The 18,990-nt window shown below is 31.1% G+C and carries 16 protein-coding genes and 1 riboswitch; of the genes, 1 reads left to right on the forward strand and 15 read right to left on the reverse strand.

Features of this window, described 5'->3' with window-relative positions; genetic code table 11:
* Positions 1–95: 95 nt before the first annotated feature.
* From AC1RRU_RS02895 to AC1RRU_RS02925, 7 genes are all read right to left on the reverse strand, one after another.
* A complete protein-coding gene (locus tag AC1RRU_RS02895; protein ID WP_136745082.1) occupies positions 96–398 on the reverse strand; it encodes a CPBP family glutamic-type intramembrane protease in 303 nt (100 codons plus the stop codon).
* Entirely contained in the window at positions 388–951 is a 564-nt protein-coding gene (locus AC1RRU_RS02900) for a hypothetical protein (protein ID WP_011274583.1), read from the reverse strand. The genes AC1RRU_RS02895 and AC1RRU_RS02900 overlap by 11 nt, the downstream gene beginning before the upstream one ends.
* 416 nt (positions 952–1,367) lie before the next feature.
* Entirely contained in the window at positions 1,368–1,565 is a 198-nt protein-coding gene (locus AC1RRU_RS02905; protein ID WP_011274581.1) for a hypothetical protein, read from the reverse strand.
* Between the two features lie 354 nt (positions 1,566–1,919).
* Positions 1,920–2,474 (reverse strand): NAD(P)H-dependent oxidoreductase, encoded by a 555-nt coding sequence (locus AC1RRU_RS02910; protein WP_011274579.1) that lies wholly within the window; start codon positions 2,472–2,474, stop codon positions 1,920–1,922.
* Positions 2,467–2,877 (reverse strand): MerR family transcriptional regulator, encoded by a 411-nt coding sequence (locus tag AC1RRU_RS02915; RefSeq protein WP_011274578.1) that lies wholly within the window; start codon positions 2,875–2,877, stop codon positions 2,467–2,469. Before AC1RRU_RS02915 ends, AC1RRU_RS02910 begins: the two co-directional genes overlap by 8 nt.
* Before the next feature lie 76 nt (positions 2,878–2,953).
* Entirely contained in the window at positions 2,954–3,790 is an 837-nt protein-coding gene (locus tag AC1RRU_RS02920; protein WP_070816652.1) for a CPBP family intramembrane glutamic endopeptidase, read from the reverse strand.
* Positions 3,791–3,827: 37 nt separating this feature from the next.
* Positions 3,828–4,166 carry a helix-turn-helix domain-containing protein gene (locus tag AC1RRU_RS02925; protein WP_011274576.1) on the reverse strand — a complete coding sequence of 113 codons (339 nt, stop codon included), beginning with the start codon at positions 4,164–4,166 and terminating at the stop codon, positions 3,828–3,830.
* 179 nt (positions 4,167–4,345) lie between these two features.
* Positions 4,346–4,449: riboswitch (TPP riboswitch) on the forward strand.
* A 58-nt stretch (positions 4,450–4,507) separates the two neighbouring features.
* Here AC1RRU_RS02925 and AC1RRU_RS02930 point away from each other — a divergent pair.
* Positions 4,508–5,419 carry an ABC transporter substrate-binding protein gene (locus AC1RRU_RS02930; RefSeq protein ID WP_046464852.1) on the forward strand — a complete coding sequence of 304 codons (912 nt, stop codon included), beginning with the start codon at positions 4,508–4,510 and terminating at the stop codon, positions 5,417–5,419.
* A 51-nt stretch (positions 5,420–5,470) separates the two neighbouring features.
* On the opposite strand, the gene AC1RRU_RS02935 is transcribed toward AC1RRU_RS02930, so the two are convergent.
* The 8 genes from AC1RRU_RS02935 to AC1RRU_RS02970 all read right to left on the reverse strand — a co-directional run bounded on the left by AC1RRU_RS02935 (position 5,471) and on the right by AC1RRU_RS02970 (position 18,861).
* Positions 5,471–8,674 (reverse strand): choice-of-anchor I family protein, encoded by a 3,204-nt coding sequence (locus AC1RRU_RS02935; protein ID WP_053021975.1) that lies wholly within the window; start codon positions 8,672–8,674, stop codon positions 5,471–5,473.
* A gap of 101 nt (positions 8,675–8,775) precedes the next feature.
* Complete coding sequence (locus tag AC1RRU_RS02940; RefSeq protein WP_037558246.1) at positions 8,776–10,416, reverse strand: hypothetical protein; 1,641 nt, start codon at positions 10,414–10,416, stop codon at positions 8,776–8,778.
* The gene (locus AC1RRU_RS02945) at positions 10,409–11,887 is read right to left on the reverse strand and encodes a zinc ribbon domain-containing protein (protein WP_227486354.1); all 1,479 of its coding nucleotides are present in this window, start codon (positions 11,885–11,887) and stop codon (positions 10,409–10,411) included. The genes AC1RRU_RS02940 and AC1RRU_RS02945 overlap by 8 nt, the downstream gene beginning before the upstream one ends.
* Positions 11,888–11,947: 60 nt before the next feature.
* Positions 11,948–12,136: a hypothetical protein gene (locus tag AC1RRU_RS02950; RefSeq protein WP_037537500.1), complete on the reverse strand. Its 189-nt coding sequence runs from the start codon at positions 12,134–12,136 to the stop codon at positions 11,948–11,950.
* Between the two features lie 337 nt (positions 12,137–12,473).
* Positions 12,474–12,812, reverse strand: coding sequence for a nucleotide pyrophosphohydrolase (locus AC1RRU_RS02955; RefSeq protein ID WP_011274571.1), 339 nt, complete (start codon positions 12,810–12,812; stop codon positions 12,474–12,476).
* Complete coding sequence (locus tag AC1RRU_RS02960; protein ID WP_037537497.1) at positions 12,805–14,535, reverse strand: DUF2075 domain-containing protein; 1,731 nt, start codon at positions 14,533–14,535, stop codon at positions 12,805–12,807. The genes AC1RRU_RS02955 and AC1RRU_RS02960 overlap by 8 nt, the downstream gene beginning before the upstream one ends.
* A gap of 228 nt (positions 14,536–14,763) precedes the next feature.
* On the reverse strand, positions 14,764–15,369 hold the full coding sequence (locus AC1RRU_RS02965; RefSeq protein WP_016930564.1) for a stage II sporulation protein M: 606 nt from the start codon (positions 15,367–15,369) through the stop codon (positions 14,764–14,766).
* Between the two features lie 285 nt (positions 15,370–15,654).
* Positions 15,655–18,861, reverse strand: coding sequence for a CDP-glycerol glycerophosphotransferase family protein (locus AC1RRU_RS02970; RefSeq protein WP_053016467.1), 3,207 nt, complete (start codon positions 18,859–18,861; stop codon positions 15,655–15,657).
* Positions 18,862–18,990: the final 129 nt, after the last annotated feature.

The following is an 18,990-nucleotide window of genomic DNA, read 5'->3' on the forward strand; positions in this document are numbered from 1 at the left end:
AAATTATGAACAAATACGTTATTTTTGTAGAAATTTAGTGATTTGAAGCAATTTTTTTAATTTAAGACCTTCCGGAATAGAGGGTCAGTCTAAAATTAAAAATTATAAATATGGTTTGATTTCTTGATAGTTTTAATTAAAAATAAAGCAATTAAACTAAAAATCACTATTCCAACAAGTCCTGTTGAACCATAAAGTAATGGATTGAATTGTGATTCTTTTATAGAGAAAGTAGTTACAGTACTTGAAAATTGATTTAAAATTCCGTGCATTATCGCTGGCACAAAGATATTTCCAGATTTGATATATGAATAAAATAGAATAATGCCAAACGGAATACACATTAATATCATCATTATATTTCCTAGAATTGGATGATTAGGATAATTATGCCCCATTAAGATAAGAGGGAGATGCCATAATCCCTATAAAGCCGCCTAAAATTAATCCTTTTGTTACTCCAATATTAGTCAATTTAGGGTACATGAAAGCTCGCCAACCTAACTCTTCACCTAGATAAGCAATCATGCTAAATAGTATACCTATTGATAGATTAAGTATTATTGGAATCAATAAGTTGATAAATAGCGGTACATCTGGTAAGAAAATAAAAATTTCTTTCATTCTATCTTGTTGTTCTGTGCTATTTAGAAATTGATTGGGATTCAACATATAAGAAACTAAGTAAATAATTATCAAAGCCAATAGCATCATCAATGGATGTATAAACCAATATTTAATTTTTCCTAATCTAAGTCCGAAGAACTTCCAAAACTTTTTGTCACGATAATAAATTGCCCATACAATGATTGCCGTAATAGCAGGAAACAACATCGTTAAACTCGCAATTATTGAGAAAGCTTGAAGTCCGCCGATTAAATAAACAAGACCTTCAATACTATAGGTTAAAACGAACACTAAAATAATATATGTAAGTAATGAACGACGCATCGTTGATTTGGTACCTCCTTATGATTGATTTAATTTTTGGGCTTTCTTTTTCTAAGCCAAAGTAAAATGCTCAAAATAATTGCACTTCCTATATATAATCCAAGAAATAATCCTATTATGCCAAAAACGCCTTGTTGTGTTTCATGGAATTTAATGATAGATTGGCTTGAACTCATAAAGACAAATCTAACGGTTTCTAGACAGACTAAATGAAACAACATATTTGCCCATAAGGAACCAGCAAATTCTCTGTATAATTGTAACGTGATGCCAAATATATAAAACTGAATCATTAAACCTACAACTGACAATAGTTCTGGATTACCTAAATGTATTAAGTTTGAAATAATATGCGCTACCCCACCAATAATTGCAAATAATAATGCTTGGATAAATAATGATGGAATAAATTTGAACTATTTTCGTAACTCATTTAATATCAATCCACGAATCAACACTTCTTCTGGAAAAGCCTCATATAATACTGCGAAAAGACAATTAAATAAAAACATTGCCCAAATATGTATATCCGTACTTACGCTCACATTTTGCATTAAACCTGTACTAATACCTATTACTAATACGATAAATGTAATTAAAAATGGTAGTGCCAATGCTATGATTAAATCTCACTTATTACTATACCCTTTTAATTTAATTTCTTTTAAAATGTCTGGGTTCTTTGAGTGAATGTACTTTAATGTTATCAATGTCCCAACGGTAAATATAACTCCACTTATCAGTTGACCAATAGGTTACGCTAGACCATGATTCATAGCGAGCCCACCTAATTCTCCTGCAACTTCCAATATAGCAATTGTGAGAATCATATAAGTTAAAATCTTATAAATACTAAATTGCCTTACCTTCATAAATCATTATCTCCTTCAAGTTAAATTTTTATGAGTGCAATTTAAGGCTAACATACTAAAGCACAAAGCTTAATAACTGCTTTGTGCTTAGTTTATTTATATGGATTTCATTACCTTTTCTACAAGACTATTCACTTTTTTATTTACAGATTGCTTATTACTTCGGTTGAGTTGATCAATATAAAATTTTTTTATATTAGAAATACCAACTAAATTTAGTGGATACTTCAATACTCTATAACCTAGATTCAAATTTAATAAATTAAACCATTCACTTCCACCAATTGTATATATAACTATTGCTTTTTTATCTTTCCATAAACCGTTTTTATAATATTGTTTATTTTTGAAACTAAAAGCCTCATTAGGCCAAAATGTCATATCAATAAATCCTTTAAGCAACATTGGCATGTTTAACCAATATAGAGGATAAATGAATATTAATGTATCACTTTGATTAATAATATTTATAAATTTATTTTGCTTATCTGTTAATTCATGTTTATATCCTTTTTCTAAAATAAGTATGTCTTCTTTAATAAGTTGTAGATTGAAAATATACTTCTCTTTATTTTCCAATTTTTGAGTTAATAATTTAAAAATTCCATAACATGTCCCTGATTGATTTCCAGCGTATATAATACTAATCATACTCTTTAACTCCTGCTAACATATTCAAAATTTCTGTTTTATTTTCCTCAAATTTCATGTCTTGTGAGAGCTCCTTAACTTGTTCCAATCTATTCAATATATTAATTTGTTCATTAATACTTCTTTTATAATCCTTAATAATTCGATCTAAGTACTTAGTAGATTGGATGTTACACTCTTTTGAAGTAGGCTTGTTAAATAAATTTACAATATACTTTATTTCTTCTAGGCTTAAGTTTAATCGTTTCAAATCTTTGATAAGTTTCAATGTTGTATAGACAGTCTGATTAAATTCCCTATAATTATTTTGATTTCTAGAAATGTTAATCAAGCCTTTTTCTTCATAATAACGAATCATTGATTTAGATATATTAAGCTTTTTGGAAACTTCATCTATTTGCATTTTCTCATCCCCTTCCTATGTTATTTAAAAGTTATCATTAAACTATACTTGAAGGTCAATAAAAAAAGAGACTAAATTAGTCTCTCAAATTAATTCTCTGCACACTTTTCATTGCAACTAAAATTATTGCTATTACGAATAATACTATTGCTATGAGTGAAGATGTATTACCGTATGCGCCACCGGTTAGGAGTATGTTTTTAACTTTAATAATATACTGAATTACGCCGTAGTCATCATTATGCGTTGTGATGTGGACAAAGTCTGACAGATTCCAACACATATGCATAAAAACACTTGGCCAAATTGAGTTAAATTTATACGCCGTCATACCGTACAATATACCAGCGACCGTGCCACTTACGACTAATAATATTAGACTAACACCAGACATCCCGCCATTAAACAAATGGACTAAAGCGAATAATACTGATGTAACAATGATGGCAAAGGTAATATTCGCTTTCTTTTCAATGTAGCCCATTAATAAGCCTCGTACTGTTAATTCTTCAGCTATAGGTGCACATACTCCACCTAAAACAATAATTTCAAATAACATTTCTAAATATTCTATTACAGTATCAGCTTTCGTTATTTCAAAATGACCTGGAATAATGACACAATAAATGATGATATTTATAATCGGAATCAGTAAGCCAACTGATAGATAACTTAGACTAAACTTAAGTGTGTTAATACGATAGTCACTTAATTTCTCTTTAAATCCTTTATTAATTAAAAGTTTAATGAATAAAAAGGTAAGTCCCACATAGGTGATACCATGTAAGATTGTTTCAAATGATTTCAAATCTAACAAATGCCATAGTAAAGCAATATTTTGCGCAATGACTGTTAATACAAACGTCAAAATAATGACACCAATCATCTTCAAATACTTAATTATTAAATGCATCATGTACCTCCTAAGTTGAAGTAGGAGACCGATACTATTAACTTGTAAAGATTTGTGTTATTGTACCGCACACGATAACTACCAAAATTAATACGAACCACCACTTTTGAGATAAGAAATCCCAAAAATTTAAATGTTCAGGATATGATTGTGATTCTTCTCTTTTATAAGGATGAGACGTTTGCCCTGTTAATAATTCGTCTGTGGAAATGTCAAAACGTTGCGCTAATTGCACAATCATTTGCACATTCGGTTCAATCGTACCCTGTTCCCATTTGGAAACGGTTTGGCGTGTCGTGTGTAATTCAGTAGCTAATTGATCTTGAGTTAGATTATTCTCTTTACGATGTTTCCTAATCTGTTCAGCAAGTTTCATAGTTATGGTCACCTCTCTTCTAACTTAGCAAGTTCATTTGTCACTTTCCGCATACAAAATGGCGCGTTCCCTTTAATTTCGCTAACATTTTGTTTCCAAAACTTAGCTTATCATGTTAACTATATTTTTATCAGTCAATTTTCTACTATACAAATTTATGCTATGTTATTAATAGATAAAAAAATCACTAGGGGTGCATTTAATATGCTGAGAGAAAGTAAAAAACTTTCAACCCTTGAACCTGTTGGTTAGTACCAGCGTAGGAAAGTGAAATACATATACTGCTATTTCTTTCAAATTCACTTTTTTACGAAAAAATTGTCTGTTGGAGGAATTTTTTTATGGAAAAATTAATTGTTGGTTTAGAATGGTTTTTAAACCCTGATCACTTACCTTTAATTTTAGGTATTGAAAAGGGCTGGTTTAAAGAAGAAGCGTTAGAAATTGAAATGATTGAACCAGAAAAACACTTCGATGCATTGGAAGAAATCGAAAATAATTCAATGGATATTGCAATTACTGAACCTATTCATTTAGTTGAAGATAAAGCAACTAATCAAAATGTGGTAGGTTTTGCCAGATATCTACACACTAATGGCGGTGTTATGTATAACAAAGATAAAGGAATAAAGACACCTAAAGATTTAGTTGGCAAACGTCTTCAATATCCTGGAGCCCCTGGCCTAGGAGGTATTGCTATTGCTAAAACTATGATTGAAGCTGATGGTGTAACATACAAAGAAGGAGATATAACACCAGTTAATAATAGTTTTTATCATACTGACGCACTATTAAATGATAAAGCAGATGCTGCCACACTTATATTTGAAAACTTTGAGATTCTCGAAGCAAAAAGTAAAGGTTTAAATGTAGATTATTTTGCATTAAAAGATTATAACGTGCCAGACTTTTGCCAGTTAATTTTTATTACAACTCCTAATAAATTAAAAGAGGATAAAGGAAAAATAAAAAAATTCCTTAAAGTCATTAAAAAAGCAATTCAATTTATTAATACTCATCTCGAAGAAGCAGTCGATGTTTATGCTAAATATACTCAAACGGATGTAAGTAATCAATTAAATAAAGACACAATCATTGCAACTACCAAATGTTTTACTAATGATTTATCTATGAGCCCAGAATTTTATGATGACTTACAATTATGGCTTAAGGAAAATGGCAAAATTGAAACAACTATAGATGCTAAAGAATACTTTAATAACCATTTATTATTTAACAGAACCTCTAAATAATAATGATAAGAGCACACTAAATTTCAGATTAGCGTGCTCTTAATTTATATATTATTTCTCAGATTTCGAAGCTTTGCGTTTTCTAATAAATGCTAACCCTAAACCACCAAGTAACACTGACCATAACGTTGTATTTGTTTCAGTTTGACCTGATTTTGGTAGTTCACTAGTTTCTTTGTTATTAGAAGTATTTAAATGGTTTGCCTCCTCAGACACTACACTTCCATAGTTAGTTGCCCCTACGTGATGACTTGAAGATTTTGTGCTTACCACACTCAAGTTATGAGTGTTAGAATTTACTGTTAGCTTATCACGGCTTTCTTCTTGATGATTTGCATGGGCACTATGATTAATATTGTGTGAAGCACCTTTACTCTCTACTTCTTCATGTGATTGTGCACTTGTATCATTGTTATCTTCTTTATCTGAGATAACCTCGTCGCTATCATCTTCAAAAATGTCACCGTCGACTTCATAAGGTGGTTCTAAGCCCTCATCATTTCCATTAGTGTCATCAGAAGAATGGTTGTCTTCATCATTACTTGAAGTATCGTCACCATTATCAGGTTGTTCTCCATTATCTACATCATGTTCTGTATTTGAACCATCATTTTCAGAAGGTGGGTTAGGCGTTGTATCGTCATCATTAGACTCCCCGTTGGTATTTCCCTGGTTATCACTATCTTCTCCATCATCACTTTCTTGATCACCTGTTAAATCTTCTAATTCCCAAGCAGATGTTGTGCCAGACAATTCGAATGACGTGATTAACATTGGTTTACCGTTAGGACTCTCTTCAGCACTTTCAAAAGTAATGCCCTCAGGTGAAATATCTTTATTATCTGGGTCGTATAAATATTTCACAAAATACGGTTCATTAGGATTTGTAATATCATAAATCATAATACCACCAACACGTTCTAGACCGACAAATGCATATGAATGACTACCTACTTTACCAACGACCACATTTTCAGCTTCAGGACCTTTATCATCACTACGGTCATCTACTTTAATGTCATCAGCCGCTTCATAATTAGCATTAAAGCGTTCAGGTAATAAATCTAAGACGCGTTGCTCAATATCGCTACCACTGTCATAAATCATTTCTAAATCGGAAGCTCTTAAGATAGAGAATGAACGACCACCATAAGATACAAGCGCATTGTATTTACCATCTGCATCTTTAAACGCATGCGATGTCGTAACTTTCAAACGACCCAATTGTTCGTCATCAAATAAGCCATTTTCCACCATATCATCTAGTTCTGCTTGCGTGTAGCCTTGATAATAACGTGCATCCAATTGAATATCATCTTTCAATTTCTTCACACGTTTTTCTTCAGAATAACCCTCATAATCTTGAGAATCTCCTTCGTTCGCAATCAATAAATAGGTTTCGCCATTGTAGTCATACGTATCGATGCCATCTGGTTGTAACAGTCCTAATACTGGCACACGGCGCAACTCAGATTTACCATCTTCATCTGATACATCCATTGCATTTTGTGCTAGCGAATGATCTTTGTAAGGCAACCCTTTCACTTGGACAATTTGTCCTTTCGCGATATCGACCTTCGCAATGGCACTGACTTCCTGTAATGTTACATAGGCATATTTACTTTGACTATCTACCGCAATATATTCTGGTTCAATATTTAAGTAAGCATCTTCCGCATTAGGACCTAACGCACGAATACCTTCTTGATGTTCTTTCGTGAACATTGCTGTACGGACATTATTGGCAGTCACATTAGCTGGGCCACCCGTGACATCAATGACTGACACAGATCCTGGTGGGTTAACTGTGTAATCGTCGCTCGGTTCTCCCTCGTTAGCTACTAATAAATATTTACCATCTTTAGAAAAAGTGACCATATCAGGAAGACTGCCAACCGTCACATTATTGATGTAATCACCATTTGAACCGTAGAATACAACATGTCCTGGCTTCGTCTTATCCACTGCTGGCGCAGACACAGCTACATAATCTCCGCTCGGATGTACCGTTACACTCGTTAAATCACCCACTTCAATTCCATTATCTTGTAGATAAATACGCTTTACTAAATTAATTGCGCCATCCTTTCCAGGATGTTTCACATCAATAATATCCAACGCTTCTTTATCACCATTCACTGAATACGCATAGCCATTCTTCGGATTGTACTTCACAATTTCTGTGCCACCATTCCCGAAATCTGCGCCACTTGTATAACGACCTTTATGCGTAATATTCAACTGATCTTGACCAGTTCGAGACGCATTCTTTGTACGTTGTGCTGACGTCCATTCAGGTATTGTAGATAGAATCGCTTTCGGTTGTTGGTCTTGCGTGTTCGCATCACGTTGCAATGTATTGAAGAGCACTTGTTTTTGTTTCGTAGACATGTACTTCATTTGTGTTTGAGGTACGTCCGAAACTGCTACATCACTCTCTTCTGTAACCGTTACTTTATTCATTTCTTCTTTTGAAAAAGGTTGTGTGCGAGTACGCGTTTCATTAGTATTTGTTACTTCTTCAGTTGACGTTACATTGGATTGAGATACCTCAGAATTTGCTTTTTGGTTAGTTTGTTGTGTCGTATTACTTTTTTCTGATTGTTTGTTTTCAGTAGTTGGTTGTGTTGGTTTTTTAGTTTCTTTTGTAGGTGCTTCTTGCGTGTTGCTTTGTGAAGATGTTTCTTTAGTTTCATGTTGAGGCTGTTCTTCAGTTTGTGATTGTTCGTTTTTAGGTTGAACTTCTGTAGTTGATGTCTCTTGTGTCGTTACTTCTTGTTTAGAAGTGGATTGTGTCTTTTCCTGTGTAGGTTGCTCAGTTGAAGTCACTTCTTGTGTCGTAACATCATCAGATGCTTTATTTTGTTGTGTTTTTGGTTCGGCTGTAGATTGTTCTGATGTTTCATTACTTTGAGTATCATTATGTATAACTTCGTTTGACTCAGTATCCGCCTCGTTTGATTGAGTTTCCTCAGAAGAAGCATCTTCATTAGTCTTTGTTTCTTGTGTTGCTATCGCTTTGTTTTGTGGTTGTTCAACACTATGCGTTGAGATTTCATGACTCGGTTGTTCTTCAGTTGATTGCGCTTGTTCCGTTGAAACCTTTTCAGAAGTGTTAGTCTCATTACTTTCGGCAGCAGACGCTTGGCCTCCACCTAAGAATAATAAACTCCCAACTAAGATAGACGCCGCTCCAATAGAGTATTTACGAATCGAATACGCCTCACGCTTATTCCCTAACTGCTTCTTATCCATAAAAAATCCCCCTGTAAGATAAAAGTGTATACACCACCATCTTACAAGAGGAATATTTATGGATTATTTGGAGTGAGTAAAGAAATGGTAAAGTGCAAATGTTACTCAAATACACCTCTAGAAGACATCACTCTCTTATACTCTACTACAATGTCTTCGTCTATAATTTTATTAACATGTTTTTTATGTTTAAGTTCTAGCCGGGCATTTTGAAAACTTCTAAATCCTAAATCAACAAGACCAGGTTTATTTACAGTCATTACAAACGTTCCAATATCAACGCCATGCCCACCAGTTTTTATTACCCCTTTAATAGTTGCATGTGTAGTATCAATTGAAGTAAAAGTTGCATTACCAACCAGTAATAAGCGAGATAACTCACGACTATTTGCTATAGGTAGGCTCTCTTTAAATGATTTGCCATAATAGAATTTTTGTTTATAAAACCAATAGCATCTAATTAAAGTTTCAAATATGATAACAGGAATTAGTTCGGCAACAAAAGCCCTTGTATCATAGCCATTTTGAAACATCCAATCTGTTAACTGTCCAATAGATAATTCTTTATTATTAGAAAGTTTAACTTTACCGAAATTTAATTTTTGCAAATAGGACCAAAAAGGTGCGGGTAAGCCTTGCCCTCTACCTTTTGAGCCACTACTACCAACAATATCACTCATGCAATGACCAAACCAATTGTTAGTGGCTCCAATAATTTTCTGTATAATATTTCCTTGTAATTCTGTATTTTTATTGTTTGTTGCAATTCTTGATATTTCCCCGGTCTTAGCAGAAATAAAAGTTGATTTCCCAGTTAACTGGTCCATAATACCAACTAATAAACCTAAAGGTGAAAAATCATGTGCTAAAGAAGCATTATGATGATTATTGACATACATTCCAGCTATAGACTTATCATGTACCGCATCATATTTAACTCTGTATGTCTTTTCTAAATAACCAACCATATCTTTTCTTGATTGAGTTCCATTTTCAATGGCTTTAATTTTATTTTCTAACTTTTTAATATATTCTGAACTAACATCTTTCCTAGATTGAACTTTTTCGAATTTCGCTTTCAACTCTGGTAATTCTCTGTTATTAGAGTATTTCTGTACAATTGAATAAAATTTTTCATCCACTTTTTTCTGTAATACACTTGGATTATTATGAGATATCGTACCTACAAGCGCACAATCTACAATCCCTGCAATTAACGCTGCACATGCTGCGAATCCATAGTCTTCTTTTTCAAGCTCTAGTAAGTCGAATTTTTCTATCATTTTACGAGCCACTTCAACCTGCTCATGTTTACTATATAAATTTAAAAATGGACTTGTTAAATCTATATTATTTTCTAATGCGAATTGTCTATTATATTCGTAAGAATTAAAATCATCTCTATCAATATCTATTGTTTTAACACTATTAGTTTCTACCAAATCAATAGATTTTGAAGCATATATTTGGCCATCTCTTAGTTTATTTTTTAACACTTCATCATTAAATTTTGTGAGATTAGAATCTTGTAATTGCGTGTTATTTAATCTTCGATTTCTTAATTCATTTAATAAATCTTTTTTCATATTAATTTGATTGTCGATATTCTCTCTCATCACATCAATATTATGCAAAGACTTATCAAGGTTATCATTAGCTTGATTACGTAATTCATAATCTACCAATAGATTTTCCGCTAAACCTTTAAGTTCTTTTTTATCTTTTCTACTCTGTCTACTCATCTTTTTCTCCACTAAACAGTGATTTTTTCAAACCTGAAAATCCTTTTTTAGCAAGTGATTTACTTTGAGCAATACTTGATGCTTTTGTATCAAAGTAACCGATATCTTCAAGAACAGTATGTGCTGCTTTTAATTCATCCAATTCAATACTCTCTCTTAAAGTAACATCATTAACTTCAGACTGATTATCTAAATCACCATTTATTGAATAGACATTTTTAATCACTTCATCCGCGTAAACTTTATTAATATTTTTAGCTAATAACTCATTATATTTTCCTATATCTAAACTTTCAAGAATCGTAGTTAATAACAATTCACGTTCAGAATAAGACTCATCATCTTCAATCAAGCTGCCTGCATCAGCTAATGATTGGTTTTGATTTATAATTAATTCTAATTCTTTATACAACTCAGAACTAAGTTCGTTTGATTCACGTAATTTTAAAGCAAAATCTATCATTTTTTGACTTAACCAGTTGATGTCTTCAATAATGTAGGCGTTAGCAATTCGAAGTTGGCTAATTCGATCATTAAGTGTTTGAATTCTAATACCGAACTTCTCTGCTTCTCCTGTACCAGAAAAGTATTTAATTCCTCTGTAAACGCCAAAACCAGCTATAATACCTAAGTAAACAGTCCCTCCACTTGTTAATAGTCCTAGAGCTACTAATCCGGCTCCACTTGCTACTGCAGCAAGTTCCTTATTTACTTCTTTGATTTCACTATCAGTCATTCTACTTTCGATAATTTCTTTATCTGCTTTAATTTTTCTCACAATAAATTTTAATTGTTTATCTGATATATTTAATCTATTAAGCATTCTAACTAATACTTCGTCATCTTTAATAGTGTCTAATTTATCACTATTCATTCCTATAATATCCATAGCCAAAGTTTGTTCTACTGCAGCTTCTGAAAAATTATCTTTATTAGTTTGATTTTTAAGTTGATCTATTAATTCTTCAATAGTTAAATCTTCTTTATCTTCAAAACGATACTTTCTTAAATCATTGGCCAATTGTTTGCTAACTTTTATTTTTGTCATTAAACTGATTAATTCTTTATACTCCCGACTGTCAATAATGCCATCATCATCTTTTAAATATGCAATGACAATTCTAAAATATAATTCCAATATTTCTGAACTCATTTGACTAATTTGTACTACTTGGTTTTTAGAAGAAATATTATCTACGCGTTTATTAAAATCATTTAACAATTTTGCAATAAGTTTATAAGGCAAATCACTATCAAATTGTTCGGAACTAAATTCTATATCTTCACCATTTCCATAAGATACGATGACTCGATGATATTCAATTACTTTTCTTTTATTATTGATTGTTCTGTCAGAATCATACTCGGCTGATTTTATATTTTCAAAAGGAATTTTCTTAACACTATCAAAAGTAGTTTTTAAGTACATTTCCGCGCCAGTAAAAACCACTCCCGATTTACCGTTACTCATTAAACTAGTATCTATTAATGCAATTATTGTATTTGGATCAATACCTTCAGCTATACTTACTTATGCATTTATGAGAACTTTTTCAGGAATATCAGGTGTAATCATGATATCTGTTAGATTTGTTTCATTTAGTAATGACTTAATATACACATCTGAACTTACCTTCTCTACTACATCCACTTCTTCGATTTTTTGAATATTATTGTTTATACTTGCAATTTTAAATCCGCATTCCGGACAAAATTTCATCTCAATAATCCCCTTAAAACATGTATTTTCGAATTTAGTTTAGCACAATAATGATAAAATTAGTTAAAGATAATTATTACTTTTATAAATATTTTTATATCTATTATAAATCAAAAATTAATATACTGTTTTCTGTATGATGTAATGAGTTATTTATATAGATTTGCGTTTGTAAATAATTCATCAAAAATATCAAAACTGTAAATTAATAGCTATAAATCATTCAAATTAGTGAATAAAATTGTAATCATAATTGAGAAAATACCCTTGCAAGTATAAAAGTTTATCGACTTTTATCTTACAAGGGTATTAATTTCAATATTGATTATTAACTCTTTTATAACTCATCGTATTTACTATTGTTATTTTTACTTTTTTCAACAGGATATTTCTCAGCATTTTTTACTAGTTTTTTTCGAATAATGTCATTAATATCAAAATCTAAGTTATCAGCTAACATATAGCTGTATATCAATACATCTGCTAATTCTTCAGCTAGCCTTTCTTGTTTTTTTTGTACTACTTCTTCTGGTGTTTTCCATTGAAATAATTCTAATAATTCAGCAGCTTCTAAACTAATAGATAAGGATAAATCTTTTTCATTATGAAATTGTCTCCAATTACGTTCATCTCTAAATTGATTTATTTCTTTTAATACTTCATGTGTTTCATTCATCATTCTCACCTCGTGAAGCTTTTTTAAGTGCCTCTCTCAATTGGTCGTCTACAGCATAAATATATAGTCCATTTACCCCTCGAGTTAATAGAACGTTTAATTCATTTCTCAAAAGCATATCTGAATAATATTCTTTCGAACCGTCTTGCAATGTTCTTCTTTGAGTTACTTTCTTATTAGCACTGCAAGATTTGTCAAATACAATTTGTCCATCCCTATATTTAACTGAAGGACCAATAATAACTCCTGCATAATTCAAATCCAATCCTTGAATAGAGAAAGTTGAACCTATTTCATCTATTGTCTGTTCCTGCTCAACCCAAGGTAAATCTTTAACTTTTCTTTTAGGCTTTATTTGATAGTTCCAAGGCATTGACCAATTATCAACTTTTACTCTCCAATAATCTTCATCTTTAGGCGGATTATTATTATATTTCCAATCAAATGTAGCAAGCATTCTTGATATACCACTATCTGTACTTTGAGCTTTATCTTTTATCGCAACCTCTAACTCATTAGGTGAATCAAATACTTTAATTTCATAGCCTTTACTGTCTTTTGGAAGTTTGTTTATAGTTTGATTATCAATTAAATTTCTTATCCAATTGAAAGTAGTTTCATCACTATTGATACGCATTTGATTTCTTAATATAACTCGTTTATTTATATTTTCCGATTGATTATAGTATTTTTCTAACTGTTCTTCTTCCCATATTTGTCCGGTTGTTAATACTTGCTTTAAATCTAATACAATAACTACCACTTTAGCTCTTTGTAATAAATCATCTAAATGATTTTTTCCTTGATAACTCTGCTGTCCTTGCGTTAGTAGCAAATGTGCTTCATCAACTATTACTACATCTACTTTATTCTCTGGATCATGGCTATTGATAAAGCTAGTTGGTTTTCGTACTATTTTATTAGATTTACTAGAAATCCCTAGTTTTTTAGCTATTTGATCATAAATAGTTACATGTTCATTGTGATTTACTAAAAGATTTATATCTAAATTCTGATTTAAATCTAAGTTATACTTACCTAGTTCGTATAATAATGTACTCATTAGTACAGTTTTACCTGACCCTGCTTCACCTTCAACAATTATCAACTGACTCTCTTCATTTGATAAAATTGCTGCTTTGATTTTATTTAATATCTCTTCTTTTGCATTTATTTGTTCTTGAGTTAATTTGTGAAATGGAGAAGCTTTAAATATAGCAGAATCTTTTATTATACTTTCAATTGGGAATAAAGCCCCATTCTTTTTATGTAGTGATTGCCAAATATTTGAGAAAATTTCATCTAATTTTTCAGAAGTATAATATTCATTTTGTTGATTAGTCCTACTGTTATGCACCATTGAAATATTATCTACACTGAGCAAATATTGCATGAGTCTATTTTCAATATCTAGCGTTAATGACTTATTAAATAATTCATGTCCAATGACATACATTGAAGAATTATCTGATTCTGAAAATTCTTCCCAAAATGCTTTGACTTTTGTATCCGCATTGAGGTGCTGTCTTGTCCTACTTTTAATATCTCCAGTCTCACCAACATAAACTTCAAAATCATTTTTCTCTTTTTTATCATTTATTATGTAAACTGTTGGATATCTTAGTAAAAACTTTCCATCTTTAGATGTTTCCCATTTTTGCACTGATTCATTTAGTTTGTCTATTGAATATTTTATATTTTCAATTTTTAATAATTGTCCCATCTCATCACCTATATAGCATATCGTCTGATAATCCCATTTTATCAATTTTCGGACTAATTTTATCAACTTTTTACCAAATTTTATATATACAAACCGAAATTCAAAAGAAAAAGAGATTTCTACACTAAGTAAAAATCTCATCTACTATTCAATTAAGTTTAATGAACTTAACATTATATTTTAAATGATACTGAAAGCGTGAGCTTCATTTAGCTCTTTGTATGAGAATCAACTCAAAATATTAAATATGAAGTTTGATACATAAGTTTCTAGAAATGCTGCGATGATGATTAAGGGTAATGCGATCAATACATAAAATTTGATTACGTTGATTAGGTTATCTTTTATTGCATAGTTTTCTTTTTTACTTTTCCTAAAGAGATTGGTAAACCGACGTGTGATGGCTTTGTTTAACATATACAGCGCACTTGCTAAAATGCAAAAGCCCATGATTTCAAATGTATAGTGTGGGATAAATGCCATACTCCCTATCAACCCTTTATGTAAATCAAAGCTCAGAAGAAAGCCTAATAGAATTCCGGGCATAATAATGGTAACTACTAGATTAATCAAATACAGATAAGGTATAGGTAGTAAGGCTAAGATAAACATTTGTAGCGGAACTCGGAAACCGTTATTAACGATATACTTCCAAACTTTTTCAAGTCCTTTAGTGTTGCCAATTTCTTCACTCGCATTCCCCATATTTTTCAATTCATTGAAAGATGGATGAACAAAGTAACAGAATATCGTGGTAATGACTAAACAAATGGTAGCAACTACAAAGATTTTTACAGCACGTTTAATAATGTCCAAATCGAATGATTTTAGCATAAGCGACCTCTCTTTCATCTCTTATACTAACAAACATAACATGAGCCTGGGACATAAATAATATGATGATGCTATTTTGCAAATTCGCAGTAGCTGACTGAACTGAAAAGGCGCTTAAATCAAGCTTTTTCCAGTACTAGTCATCCTTGTGGGCGGGGCCCCAACAAAGAGAATTTCACTAAGAAATTCTACAAGCAAAGCAAGTTGGGAGTGGGACGACGAATTTAAAAAGAATTCTGTCCCACTCCCCCTTCAACTATTTCTATCAAAGGAGTCAAAATATGTTTAGCAGTCTTGTTTAAAGAATTTGTCTACTATCGTTTTAGAAGCGATGCCTTTTTCAAAGGTGCAGAAACGATTGTAAAAGACTTGATATTTATCATCATACTCTTCTTGTACGTTAGTAATATTTTTTATTGCTTCGATTAAGCCATCATTTGTTTTAATTAATGGACCTGGTGCTTCTTTTTCAAAGTCGAAATAAAAGCCACGTAATTTGTTTTTATAAAATTCTAAGTCATAGGTGAAGAATAATAATGGTTTCTTTGTATTTGCAAAATCAAACATGACTGACGAATAGTCTGTGATGCATATATCTGTAATTAAATACAGATCACTGATTTCTGGATATTTAGTACCATCGACGACAAAATCATTTAGTGATTCACTTAAATTTAACGCGTTACTAATAATAATATGTGGGCGTAAAATGAGAATATATTCATCTCCAATACTTTCCTTCAACCTTGGTAAGTCAAGTTTCAGATTGATGATGTGTTTTTTGGCTTTATTAATTTCGTCATCTCTAAAAGTCGGTGCGTATAAAATGATTTTTTTATTACTTTCAATACCTAGTTTTTGTTTGATTAATTTTTTCTTCTCTGTCATGTCAGTGTTTTCCACATTATAAAAGACATCATTTCTTGGGTAACCTATCTCAAGAATTTCATTTTTGAAATCGAATGCTGTTTTAAAGCACGCGCTTGCATAAGGACTTGGAGAAATTAAATAATCCCAATTTTTAATGGCTTGATTCACTCTATTTTTATAATTTGCATCTCGTCCTTGGAATGTTTCAACATCATTTAACATTTTTTTCAACGGTGTTCCATGCCAAGTTTGTATATAAATCGTATCTTTATGTTTTCTTAGATAGTGTGGGAAGTTTTGATTGTTTATCCAATATTTCGCTCTAGATAAGTAATAGAAATATTCCGGTGACAATCTCTTAACTGTTTTCACATTCGGATCATTGAATGGATAAAGCGTATTAGTAGCCCAAACGATTTGATATTTCTTATTATATTTCTTTAATTCGTCATATATAAATTTCGGACTATCGCCTACTAATTTTCCTACATTACTTTCAAACACAATTAGATCTTTCTTCACAGGTAATAAGCGTGTTAATCCCGTGTTAAATTTTTCCATAACTTTAAAGTATTTTTTATCTTTTCTAAAACGATTAACTACATGTTGCGAAAGAATATCATACTTAATTTTACTTTTCACTTTACTCGTCTCTCTAAAGTTAGTAATTGCATCAAATATTCGCTCACAATTGTTTCGATCTTTATACGCAATAAATCGATCAATACGTTTCTCTAATGCCTCATCGATTTTAAATTGTTTCTTTTGTATATTATCCAGTTCTCTTTCTAATTTATCTTGAGCATTAACAATGATTCCCGGTAATTCTTTTTCTATATCAATATGAGACGCTTCTTTTCCTAAAAATTCATTTCTATCAAATTGATAATAGATGACTGGTTTATTTAAAAAACTAAAATCAAAGGCAACACTTGAATAATCCGTAATCATTAATTTACTTTCTTTTATCAATTTCTGAACATCTATATCCCCTTGCTTAATACTCGTAACATAGCTTGGCACATCAAAATAATCAATAAAAGGTTGCATATTAGGGTGTAAACAAAAAATAATGTCCGTACCTTTGTTAGCTATTTCTTTTAATTTCTGACTATGAAGCAAATCGTTCATTCGTTTTAAATATTCCGATGTTTGTAATCGATCAATACTCATTAACCAATCTCTCCATGTTGGAATAATTAAGATTTGATTTTTAACTTCTACATTAGGATTAAACAATTCATCAAATCTTGCTAATCCTGTAACAGCAACTTGATTACTGAAGAAATTCAAATCTCTTACAACGATTTCTTTCTCTCTGCTAGAACTCGTGATAAATAAATCAACATTAAAATCTTTTAACTGGTTACCATTGATGTTGCTTAAGTTTTTTGTACCTAAAACCCCGTGCTGTAAAAATACTTTAACGGCTTTTATTTTACGTGTATAAATGTCACTCGTTGTAGGATAAATTAATTCCGGATGATGCGTAGTACAAATGTAATCTGCTTTAATCATAATTTTGAAATGTTCCGCTGAATTATAGAATATGACATTTCCGAAAGGCAAAACATTTTCAGCTTCTTTAGAGTCTTTTTCAATAATATAATAAACAGGTTTATCTGGGTGATATGTTCTCATATATTTAAAGAAGTGATAACCATTGTCCTGAGCTTTATATGATTTTTCACCAATTACCCAAATCTTTTGATTTTCCTTTTTTAAGAAGTTGGGACGTTTTGGTCTTTTTAACTCATCCACATATGTTAAGTAACTATCGATGTCATACGTATTAATTCTAAAAGATAAATTACGACCTTTCATCGTGAAATAAGGTGTAAGTGACACTATATTACCGTTAAACTCAGTGATTATTTCACCCTTTAATAGCTTTTCCGCCATTATTCTAGGATTTCCGATTTTTATTCTTAAATTCTCCGATGATTCTAGTACTTTAATACTTAAGTAAATATCTATAATATCTTCATTTTTATATTCATACTTCATGAATTCTATCAAATCTTTGTAGATATCTACCGAAAAATTATAAGTCGATGCATTTTTCGTCTTTCCAATTTCTTCAAGATTAATATTTACGAACTTTTCTCTGTCAGTTAATCTCGTTTTTATTAGTAGTTGCACATCTTTTAATGTCGAATTTAGCGTTGCAAACTGGCCTTCTATAATCGCTTCGCTATTGTTTATTTTAAGCGTATCAATATGTCTTCTTGAAAAATATGTTTTATTTAAATCCACATCATCCAATGATAAATGTAAATAACCATTTCGAGTGATATAGGGTTGTATTTTGATGTTCTCACTGTCATCAATGAGCACTTCAGTCAAACCTGAAACTTCAGATTGGCTATTTGTAACTTTCAAGTTACTTTGAGTTGTCAAAATTGGCGTTGACTCTTCCACTATTATGTATATTTTCTTATTTTCATACTGAATAAATTGCTTAGCAACTTCTACTAAGTCTATTTTAAAATGTAAATCCCCATTAGTCTTCTCTAGCGTGAGTGAATTAAATTCATTCTTTATGTAAAGTTTTTCAATCTTATTAATAGGATTCTCAAAATAGATATGTAGTATGGATCCATCTTGTTTAATAATTTGCAATTAAACCCCTTCTTTCAACTAAAGTCAAATTATCATAATATTACTATGAGTTTCTATTATTTTTTTAATTATTGTAAAATATATCTACTTTTGAACAGTTATATGCGTTACAATACAAATGTTATATTG

It is taken from the genome of Staphylococcus sp. GW821-FHT11H10 (genome assembly GCF_058807855.1).

Coding starts and splice junctions, on each gene's coding strand:
- AC1RRU_RS02965 (WP_016930564.1), bottom strand. CDS start 15,369: ATGCTAAAATCATTCGATTTGGACATTATTAAACGTGCTGTAAAAATC.
- AC1RRU_RS02910 (WP_011274579.1), bottom strand. CDS start 2,474: ATGATTAGTATTATATACGCTGGAAATCAATCAGGGACATGTTATGGA.
- AC1RRU_RS02960 (WP_037537497.1), bottom strand. CDS start 14,535: ATGGGACAATTATTAAAAATTGAAAATATAAAATATTCAATAGACAAA.
- AC1RRU_RS02920 (WP_070816652.1), bottom strand. CDS start 3,790: ATGCATTTAATAATTAAGTATTTGAAGATGATTGGTGTCATTATTTTG.
- AC1RRU_RS02925 (WP_011274576.1), bottom strand. CDS start 4,166: ATGAAACTTGCTGAACAGATTAGGAAACATCGTAAAGAGAATAATCTA.
- AC1RRU_RS02935 (WP_053021975.1), bottom strand. CDS start 8,674: ATGGATAAGAAGCAGTTAGGGAATAAGCGTGAGGCGTATTCGATTCGT.
- AC1RRU_RS02930 (WP_046464852.1), top strand. CDS start 4,508: ATGGAAAAATTAATTGTTGGTTTAGAATGGTTTTTAAACCCTGATCAC.
- AC1RRU_RS02945 (WP_227486354.1), bottom strand. CDS start 11,887: ATGAGTAACGGTAAATCGGGAGTGGTTTTTACTGGCGCGGAAATGTAC.
- AC1RRU_RS02955 (WP_011274571.1), bottom strand. CDS start 12,812: ATGAATGAAACACATGAAGTATTAAAAGAAATAAATCAATTTAGAGAT.
- AC1RRU_RS02900 (WP_011274583.1), bottom strand. CDS start 951: ATGCGTCGTTCATTACTTACATATATTATTTTAGTGTTCGTTTTAACC.
- AC1RRU_RS02940 (WP_037558246.1), bottom strand. CDS start 10,416: ATGAGTAGACAGAGTAGAAAAGATAAAAAAGAACTTAAAGGTTTAGCG.
- AC1RRU_RS02950 (WP_037537500.1), bottom strand. CDS start 12,136: ATGAAATTTTGTCCGGAATGCGGATTTAAAATTGCAAGTATAAACAAT.
- AC1RRU_RS02895 (WP_136745082.1), bottom strand. CDS start 398: ATGGGGCATAATTATCCTAATCATCCAATTCTAGGAAATATAATGATG.
- AC1RRU_RS02915 (WP_011274578.1), bottom strand. CDS start 2,877: ATGCAAATAGATGAAGTTTCCAAAAAGCTTAATATATCTAAATCAATG.